Here is an 8,905-nt window from a genome sequence, read left to right on the forward strand (position 1 = left end):
ACCCGGAGCCGACCTGGAGGACCTGTGACCCCGACGACCGCCACGACCAGCCCGACCGACGCCCCGCTCCTGGTGGTGAACGTCAGCCTGACCGGGTCCGAGCGCGACTACGACGCCCGGGTGACCTTCCTCGACCGGCGCTTCCGCATCGTCCGCCAGGGCACCGACGGTGACGTCGGGGCGGCCCGCGACCTGGTGCGCCACTGGGCCGGTCGCGCTGACGCCATCGCCGTCACCGGGGTGCGCGAGGCGCGCGCCGCCGGGCTGTACGACGGCGACCTCGACGCCGTGGAGAAGGTGATGGCGGCCGCCGGCGACGAGGTCCCCGTCACCGACGGCCACGCCCTGCACGACGTCCTGCAGGAGTGGGCGATCCGCCACCTGCGCACGACGCAGCCGGGCTACTTCGACAACGCCCGCACGGTCGTGCTCGGCGGGACGAACCACGACCGCACGGTGCGGGTGCTGCGGGAGTCGACCCGCAACCTCGAGTTCGCCGACCCGCTGCTGCGCCTCGACCTCCCGGCCACGCTGCACTCGGTCCCCCTGCTCGGCATCGCCGGCGACGCGGCGGCGTGGCCGCTTCACCACCTGCCCGGCGTCGTGCGCGGCCGGCTGCGCGCACCCGGGCAGGCCTGGAGCCACGCCCTGGCCCGCAAGGCCGCGCGCGACTGCGACGTCGTGGTGGCGACCTACGACGAGCTGGCGGGCTTCGGCCTCGAGGACCTCGCCGGCAAGACGCTCATCACCTCCGCGATCTCCGACGAGCGGCTCGAGGAGCTGGCCGGTCGCGGCGTCGACCTGGTGCTCGACGCCACGCCGCAGCCCTTCGTCGACCACGGTGTCACCGTCACCTCGGCCGTGCTCGCGGCGATGATGCACGCCAGCGTCGCCGCCTCCCACGCGCTCACCGACGACGACCTGCTCGACCTGATCGTCGCCGCCGGCCTCGAGCCGCGGGTGCTGCAGCCCAACGGCCCGAGGCGCAAGAGCCGCTTCGCCTTCGTGATCCACCCGCTGTCGCAGCAGTTCTTCCAGCGCGTCGAGCCGCTGCGCACCATCTCCAAGGTCGCTCCCTCCCCGGTCATGGACGTCGTCGAGAAGGCGGTCGCCTACGCCCCGCCGTTCGTCTACAGCCACGTCACCGGCATCACCTCGCCCACGGGGGCCGAGGCCGAGGGCTGGCTGATCAGCGTGGGCGGCACGCCCAAGGAGCTGATGGCGCACAGCCCGGAGTTCACCTACGCCCGGCTGCTGCAGGCCGCCGAGATCGCCCGCAAGCTGGGGGCCCAGGTGATGGGGCTCGGTGCCTTCACCAAGGTCGTCGGCGACGCCGGCGTCACCGTCGCCAAGCAGGCGCCGCTCCCGGTCACCACCGGCAACAGCTACAGCGCCTCGGGTGCGTTGTGGGCGGCCCACGAGGCGGTCGAGCGGCTGGGGCTGCTCGAGGTCGACGAGAAGGGCCGGATCCACGGCCGGGTGATGGTGGTCGGGGCGACGGGCGCCATCGGCTCGGTGTGCGCGCGGCTGCTGGCCCTGGCCAGTGACGAGCTGTGGCTGGTCTCGCCCGAGACCGCCAAGCTGCTCGCGCTCAAGCACGAGATCGAGCTCGAGCACCCGCGCGCCACGGTCCACGTGGCCGCGACGCCCGGCGACCACCTCGGCGACATGGACGTGATCGTCACCGCCACCTCGGGCGCCGGCAAGCGGGTGCTCGACATCATGGCGGTCAAGCCCGGCTGCGTGATCACCGACGTGGCCCGCCCCCTCGACCTCTCCGCCGAGGACGTCGCGCGGCGTCCCGACGTGCTGGTCGTCGAGTCCGGCGAGATCGAGCTCCCCGGCGACGTGCACATGAAGGACATCGGCCTCCCGCCCGGGGTGGTGTACGCGTGCCTGGCCGAGACCGTCGTCCTCGCGCTCGAGGGGCGCTACGAGACGTTCACCGTGGGTCGCAACATCGAGTGGGAGAAGGTCAAGGAGATCTACCGGCTCGGCCTCAAGCACGGCATGCGGCTGGCCACCATCTCCGGCGTCAACGGCGTCTTCACCGACGAGCACCTCGCCCGCACCCGCGAGCTCGCGCTCGAGGCGCGGGCCGCGGCGGCCGCCGCCGGCTGAGCGCGGACCAGGGTCTCTCGGGGTGGTCTGAGGAGGCCGCCGCAGCGGGAACAGGCGGCCCGACTCGCTCGTTGGACCAGGCAGGACCTGCCTAGACTGGGTCCAGCCACGGAGCGCGTCAGAGCAGACGCGCCCGCGACGGCCTCCAAGGAGGAGACCATGCAGAGCAACAACCCGGTGTTCCGACGCTCCGAGGCGTTCAACGGGCAGTCAGCGAACGTCTACGGCAACCAGACGTATGCCGGCAACGGCCAGACCTACGGCGGCTACGGCTCGGGCCCGGCGGGCTACGAGCAGCCGGGCGCCCCGGTCACCACCGGTCGCCCGATGACCATCGACTCCGTCGTGCAGAAGACCGCGATCTCGTTGTTCGTGGTCATCCTCACCGCTGCCGCGACGTGGATCCTCACCCCCGACATGACCGACTCGACGGCCGACATCGGCCCGCTGGTCGCTGCGCTGACGCTGGGCTCGCTCGGCGCCTTCGCGCTGTCGATGGTGAACTCCTTCAAGCGCGTGATCAGCCCCGCGCTGGTGCTCGCGTTCTGCGCCTTCGAGGGCGTGGCGCTCGGAGCGTTCAGCAAGTTCATCGACGCGACCTTCGTCAGCGACTCGACCAACCTGAGCGACAACATCGTCGTCCAGGCGGTCATCGGCACCTTCGCCGCCTTCGCCGGCACCCTCGCGGCGTACAAGTTCTTCGACATCCAGGTCGGCAACAAGTTCCGCACCTTCGTCATCGGCGCGATGTTCGGCATGGTCGCCCTCGGCCTGCTCGAGGTCGTGCTCAGCATGTTCGGCAGCGGCCTCGGCCTCTTCGGCTTCGGCGGCATGGGCTTCATCTTCGCCCTCGCCGGCCTGGTGCTCGGTGTCTTCATGCTGATCCTCGACTTCGACTTCGTCGAGCAGGGCGTCCGCGCCGGCATCGACGAGCGTGAGTCGTGGCGTGCGGCGTTCGCGCTGACCGTCAGCCTGGTCTGGATCTACACCAACCTGCTGCGGATCCTGGCGATCCTCAACTCCGACTGACCCTCGACCAGCAGCAACCTCACGCTGACCCGTCGCTCGTGAGCGACGGGTCAGTGTCATGTCCGGGCTCCTCGTCGGGGGTCGGGCCCTGGGGCGGGCCCTGCGCCTCGCGGCGGCGGTGGCGCAGCTCCACCCACAGGCCGCGGACTCCGCGCCGCGAGCCGAGCACCTCGGTGCCCCCGAGCTCGGTGCCCGGCTCCTCGACGGCCTGGACGGCCGCGGCCGCCACGGGCAGCACGCCCTCGCCGCGCAGGCGGTCGGGGTGGGCGTCCTCCTCGCGCCCGAAGCCCAGGGCGACCAGCACGGTCGGCAGCAGCACCCCGGCCAGCGAGCGGTAGCCCTGCGCGGAGGGGTGGAAGCGGTCGGGGCCGAAGAGCAGGGCGGGCGCGGCCGCGAACTCCGGCCCGAGGATCGAGCCCAGCGACACGGTCCGGCCGCCCTGCTCGACGACGGCGATGGTCTGCGCGGCGGCGAGGCGGCGCGACCAGGTGCGGGCCAGCTGCCGCAGCGGCGGCGCCACCGGCTGGAGGGTGCCGAGGTCGGGGCAGGTGCCGACGACCACCTCGACACCGGCCTCGCGCAGGCGGGTGACCCCCTCGACGAGGTGGCGCACCGACGCGGCCGGCAGCACCTGGTGGGTGACGTCGTTGACGCCGATCAGGATCACCGCGACGTCGGGCTCGGTGGGCAGCGCGCGGTCGACCTGGCCCGCGAGGTCGGAGGAGCGGGCGCCGACCTTGGCGAAGGCGCGCAGGTGGACCCGCCGGTCGGCGCGTTCCGCGACGCCCGAGGCCAGCACCGCGCCGGGGGTCTGCTCGACGCGGGCAACGCCGTACCCCGCGGCGCTCGAGTCGCCGAGCAGCGCGACCTTGATCGCCGGCCCCGGGCGCCCGCGGCCGTACCAGCCGGTGGCGTCGGGCGGCGGCTCGTCGCTGGCCTCGCCGATGGCCCGCCGGGCCAGCTGGGCCTCGACGTTGAGCACGCCGTAGAGGGCCGCGCCCAGCACCGACACGCCCCCACCGCCGTACGCCGCTGCGGACGCGAGCCTCCGTGCCGCTGCTGCTTTCCCCACACCCCGATCCTACGGATCCGCGGGTTGGGACTTTGGCAGAACCCGTCGCTAGGTTGGATCGGTGCAGTACGCGAACTCGGTCCTCGACCTGATCGGCAACACCCCGCTCGTGCGGCTCTCGCGCACGCTCGACATCGACGACCCCGAGCAGGGGCCCCTGGTGCTGGCCAAGATCGAGTACCTCAACCCGGGTGGCTCGGTAAAGGACCGCATCGCGACCCGGATGATCGAGGCCGCCGAGGCCTCCGGCGAGCTCCAGCCCGGTGGCACGATCGTCGAGCCGACCTCCGGCAACACCGGCGTCGGGCTGGCGATGGTGGCCCAGCAGAAGGGCTACCGCTGCATCTTCGTGTGCCCCGACAAGGTCAGCGAGGACAAGCGCAACGTGCTCAAGGCCTACGGCGCCGAGGTCGTGGTCTGCCCGACCGCGGTGGCTCCCGAGCACCCCGACTCCTACTACAACGTCTCCGACCGGCTCTCGTCGCAGCCCGGGGCGTGGAAGCCCGACCAGTACTCCAACCCGCACAACCCGCGGTCGCACTACGAGACGACGGGTCCGGAGATCTGGGAGCAGACCGACGGCCGGATCACCCACTTCGTCTGCGGCGTCGGCACCGGCGGCACCATCACCGGCATCGGCCGCTACCTCAAGGAGCAGAACCCCGAGGTCCGGGTGATCGGCGCCGACCCGGCGGGGTCGGTCTACTCCGGCGGCACGGGCCGCCCCTACCTCGTCGAGGGCGTGGGCGAGGACTTCTGGCCCGCCTGCTACGACCCCGACATCGCCGACCGGATCATCGAGGTCTCCGACGCCGACTCCTTCGCCTTCACCCGCCGGCTCGCCCGCGAGGAGGCGCTGCTCGTCGGCGGCTCGTCCGGCATGGCGGCGTACGCCGCGAAGCAGCTCGCCGCCGAGCTGCGGGCCGAGGGCCGCGACGACGCCGTGGTCGTGGTGCTGCTGCCCGACTCGGGCCGCGGTTACCTGACCAAGGTCTTCAACGACGAGTGGCTGGGGCAGTACGGCTTCACGGTCGAGTCCGCCCGCGGCGAGGAGCAGACCGTCGGCGAGGTGCTGCGCGGCAAGTCGGGCGTGCTGCCCGACCTCGTGCACACCCACCCCGCGGAGACGGTCGCCGAGGCGGTCGCGATCCTGCAGGAGTACAGCGTCTCGCAGATGCCCGTCGTCCGCGCCGAGCCGCCGATCGTCGCGGCCGAGGTCGCGGGCTCGGTCTCCGAGCGCACCCTGCTCGACGCGCTCTACGCCGGCAAGGCCCGGCTCACCGACCCGGTCGAGGACCACATGTCCGAGCCGCTGCCCACGATCGGCTCGACCGAGCCGGCCCGGGCCGCGGTCGCGCTGCTGGAGAAGGCCGACGCGGTGCTCGTGCACGAGGACGGCAAGCCGGTCGGCGTGCTCACGCGCCAGGACCTGCTCGCGTTTCTTGCAGCTGGCTGAACACGCCGTCCGGCCGCCTGGGACTACCGTTCCGTCCCCTGTCCGACGCCCCCGTCGGAGTCCTCAGCTGGAGAGCAGGCGGCGCCCGGTCACCTCGGCGGGCACGATCCGGACGACGAGGGGCCGGTCCTGCTCGGGCCAGGTGCTGGGGGAGTCCCACCCGGAGGGGCACTCGTCGTGCGGGGCCTCCTCGGCCCGGCCACGCACCAGCACGCTCCAGCCGGCCTGGTTGAAGTCGTCGACGTCGTCGACCTGGAAGCTGATGGGGCCGCGCAGGACGTTGCGGCCGATCCGCGACTCCGGCTTGGTCCGGAAGTAGACGTAGCCGTCACCCACGACGTAGTTCACCGGCACGATCGCCGGGCCGTTGTCCTCCTGCCACGCCAGGCGCCCGACCATCCGCGCGTCGAGGAGCTCCCAGCACTCGTCCGTGGGCATCTCCAGCACCTTGCCCGACCACCAGCGGTCCGTCCTCGTCGCCACGGAGCACCTCCTCTTCCTGGCCTCCAGCCTGAGTCCGGTCCAGCCCGGTGGGGAGGGTCCTAGGTCCTCCGGGCCGCCGGTCGCAGGTCCTGTGACCGGTCGCGGGCCGCTAGGCTGAAACCTGTTCTAGTTCGAGAGGGGTCCCATGGCCACGGCACCGACGCCCGCCGTCGACGGCTGGTTCACCACCGGCGACGCGCCCGCGCTGCTGGGCTCGCGCTGCACCGCGTGCGCGGCCACGTTCTTCCCGCCGACCGCCGGGTTCTGCCGCCGTCCCGGGTGTCCGGGCGAGGAGTTCGAGACCGTGCCCCTCTCGCGCCGCGGGACCGTCTGGTCCTACACCGACGCGCGCTACCAGCCGCCGCCGCCCTACGTCCCGGCTACCGATCCCTACCAGCCGTTCGCGCTGGCCGCGGTCGAGCTCGCCGAGGGGCTGGTGGTGCTCGGCCAGGTCGCCGAGGGGTACGGCGTGGGCGACCTCCACGTCGGGGCCGAGGTCGAGCTCGTCGTCGAGACGCTGTACGCCGACGAGTCCGGCGACCGCACCACCTGGCGCTGGAAGCCGGTGGTGGAGCTCGGCGAGGAGGCCAGCCAGTGACCGGCGGGGCCGTGCGGGTCGTGGGCGTCGGGATGCACCCCTGGGGCAAGTGGGGTCGCTCCTTCGTGACCTACGGCGTGCACGCGGCCCGCGCCGCCCTCGACGACGCGGGCGTACCGTGGCGCGACGTCGACCTCGTCGTCGGCGGCGAGACCGTGCGCAACGGCTACGCCGGCTACGTCGCCGGCGCCACCTTCGCCCAGGCCCTCGGCTGGAACGGCGCGCGCGTCGCGACGTCGTACGCCGCCTGTGCGACCGGCGCCCAGGCGCTCGACACCGCGCGCGCCCGGATCCTGGCCGGCCTCAGCGAGGTCGCGCTCGTCGTCGGCGCCGACACCACGCCGAAGGGCTTCCTCGCCCCCAACGCCGGAGAGCGCTGGGACGACCCCGACTGGCTGCGCTTCCGGCTGCTCGGCATGACCAACCCGGCGTACTTCGCGCTCTACGCCCGCCGCCGGATGGACCTCTACGGCGCGACCCCCGAGGACTTCGCGGCCGTGAAGGTCAAGAACGCCCGGCACGGCCTGGCCAACCCCCACGCGCGCTACCGCGCCGAGGTGACCGCTGCGGACGTGCTCGGTTCGCCCGTGGTCAGCGACCCGCTGCACCTGCTCGACATCTGCGCCACCTCCGACGGCGCGGCGGCGGTGGTGCTCGCCAGCGACGAGTACGTCCGTCGCACCGGGGCGACCGGGTCCGTGCGGATCCGCGCGGTGTCGACGGTGACGCCGAGCTTCCCCCACACCGTGCTCGACATGCCGCAGCTGGCGACCGACCCCGCGCTGCCGCCGTTCGACGACCACGGCGGCGACGACGGCCCGCGCCGCACCTTCAAGCAGTCGATCGCCGACGCGGCGTACGACGAGGCCGGGCTCGGCCCCGACGACGTCGACCTGGCCGAGGTCTACGACCTCTCCACCGCGCTCGAGCTGGACTGGATGGAGGACCTCGCGCTGTGCGGCCCGGGCGAGGCCGAGGCCCTGCTGCGCGCGGGGGAGACGACCGTCGGCGGGCGGATCCCGGTCAACCCCTCGGGCGGGCTGGCCTGCTTCGGCGAGGCCGTGCCGGCCCAGGCGCTCGCGCAGGTGTGCGAGGTGACGTGGCAGCTGCGCGGGCAGGCCGCCGGCCGCCAGGTCGACGGCGCGCGGGTCGGGATCACCGCCAACCAGGGCCTGTTCGGCCACGGCTCCTCGGTCGTGCTCAGCACCTGAGGTCCGCTCTCGTGGCCTGGGGGTCCCGCCCAAGCGGGGGAGTAGGTCCCTCCGGAGCGGGACCTACAGCCCTGCCCCCGGAGGGGCAGTCTGGACCACCCTGCTTGTTGAAGGATCAACAAGAGAGAGGTCCCGTCATGGCCACCACGCATTCCGCCAAGAACGTGCCGATCGGAGCCGACGCCACGATCGAGACGCCCAGCACGACCACCATGAAGGTCGCCGCCGTCCTGCGCATCGCCTTCGGGCTCACGTTCCTGTGGGCGTTCTTCGACAAGCTGTTCGCGCTCGGTTACCACACCGGCTACAACGACGCCGGCGTGCTCGACCGCTTCGGCGACGCCGCCTGGATCAACGGCGGCAGCCCCACCGAGGGCTTCCTGCTCTACGGCGCCGACGGCCCGTTCAAGAGCTTCTACAACGACATCGCCGGCGCCACCTGGGCCGACTGGCTGTTCATGCTCGGCCTGCTCGGCATCGGCCTGGCCCTCACCTTCGGTGCGGGCATGAAGATCGCCACCGTGTGCGGCGTCGTGCTCTACGTGCTCATGTGGACCGTCGTCCTGCCTCCGGAGAACCACCCGTTCCTCGACGACCACATCCTGGGCGCGCTGACCCTGATCCTGCTGGCCGGCCTGCACGCAGGCGACACCTGGGGCCTGGGCCGCTGGTGGAAGAACGTCGACTTCGTCCAGAAGCACCCCGTCTTCCGCTGACCCGCCACCCATCCGTCCGGCCGCCCCGCTCCGCCAGGAGCTGGGCGGCCGTTCCCATGCGTCACTTCAGCCACACAAAACGCGGGTTGACCCGTGAATTGGTCACTGTCGGATGGTTGTCTCGGTGCGACAGTGACCAAATCGCGAGTTAACCCGGGCGGATTCGGGCGGTCAGCGCAACAGGAGGTCTTCGATGACCTCTGAGGGCTTAGCGTAGGC

General features: G+C 72.5%; 8 protein-coding genes. 6 read left to right on the top strand and 2 right to left on the bottom strand.

Features of this window, described 5'->3' with window-relative positions; all coding sequences use genetic code 11:
* The first annotated feature begins 24 nt into the window (after window positions 1-24).
* Both ACFPGP_RS15180 and ACFPGP_RS15185 read left to right on the top strand, forming a co-directional pair.
* Complete coding sequence (locus tag ACFPGP_RS15180) at window positions 25-2,121, top strand: dehydrogenase (RefSeq protein WP_378591517.1); 2,097 nt, start codon at window positions 25-27, stop codon at window positions 2,119-2,121.
* 159 nt (window positions 2,122-2,280) lie between these two features.
* On the top strand, window positions 2,281-3,150 hold the full coding sequence (locus ACFPGP_RS15185; RefSeq protein ID WP_378591518.1) for a Bax inhibitor-1/YccA family protein: 870 nt from the start codon (window positions 2,281-2,283) through the stop codon (window positions 3,148-3,150).
* A 19-nt stretch (window positions 3,151-3,169) separates the two neighbouring features.
* Here ACFPGP_RS15185 and ACFPGP_RS15190 read toward each other — a convergent pair whose 3' ends face one another.
* On the bottom strand, window positions 3,170-4,222 hold the full coding sequence (locus ACFPGP_RS15190) for an SGNH/GDSL hydrolase family protein (RefSeq protein ID WP_378591519.1): 1,053 nt from the start codon (window positions 4,220-4,222) through the stop codon (window positions 3,170-3,172).
* A 61-nt stretch (window positions 4,223-4,283) separates the two neighbouring features.
* On the opposite strand from ACFPGP_RS15190, the gene ACFPGP_RS15195 reads away from it, so the two are divergent.
* Entirely contained in the window at window positions 4,284-5,678 is a 1,395-nt protein-coding gene (locus tag ACFPGP_RS15195; RefSeq protein WP_378591521.1) for a cystathionine beta-synthase, read from the top strand.
* 63 nt (window positions 5,679-5,741) lie between these two features.
* Here ACFPGP_RS15195 and ACFPGP_RS15200 read toward each other — a convergent pair whose 3' ends face one another.
* On the bottom strand, window positions 5,742-6,161 hold the full coding sequence (locus tag ACFPGP_RS15200; protein WP_378591522.1) for a pyridoxamine 5'-phosphate oxidase family protein: 420 nt from the start codon (window positions 6,159-6,161) through the stop codon (window positions 5,742-5,744).
* 145 nt (window positions 6,162-6,306) lie between these two features.
* On the opposite strand from ACFPGP_RS15200, the gene ACFPGP_RS15205 reads away from it, so the two are divergent.
* The 3 genes from ACFPGP_RS15205 (at window position 6,307) to ACFPGP_RS15215 (ending at window position 8,686) form a co-directional block, all read left to right on the top strand.
* Window positions 6,307-6,759 carry a Zn-ribbon domain-containing OB-fold protein gene (locus tag ACFPGP_RS15205; RefSeq protein ID WP_378591523.1) on the top strand — a complete coding sequence of 151 codons (453 nt, stop codon included), beginning with the start codon at window positions 6,307-6,309 and terminating at the stop codon, window positions 6,757-6,759.
* Window positions 6,756-7,970 carry a lipid-transfer protein gene (locus ACFPGP_RS15210; RefSeq protein WP_378591524.1) on the top strand — a complete coding sequence of 405 codons (1,215 nt, stop codon included), beginning with the start codon at window positions 6,756-6,758 and terminating at the stop codon, window positions 7,968-7,970. Before ACFPGP_RS15205 ends, ACFPGP_RS15210 begins: the two co-directional genes overlap by 4 nt.
* Window positions 7,971-8,107: 137 nt before the next feature.
* Window positions 8,108-8,686 (top strand): hypothetical protein, encoded by a 579-nt coding sequence (locus tag ACFPGP_RS15215; protein ID WP_378591525.1) that lies wholly within the window; start codon window positions 8,108-8,110, stop codon window positions 8,684-8,686.
* The last annotated feature ends 219 nt before the right edge of the window (window positions 8,687-8,905 follow it).

It is taken from the genome of Nocardioides taihuensis (assembly GCF_042657275.1).
Classification (GTDB): domain Bacteria; phylum Actinomycetota; class Actinomycetes; order Propionibacteriales; family Nocardioidaceae; genus Nocardioides; species Nocardioides taihuensis.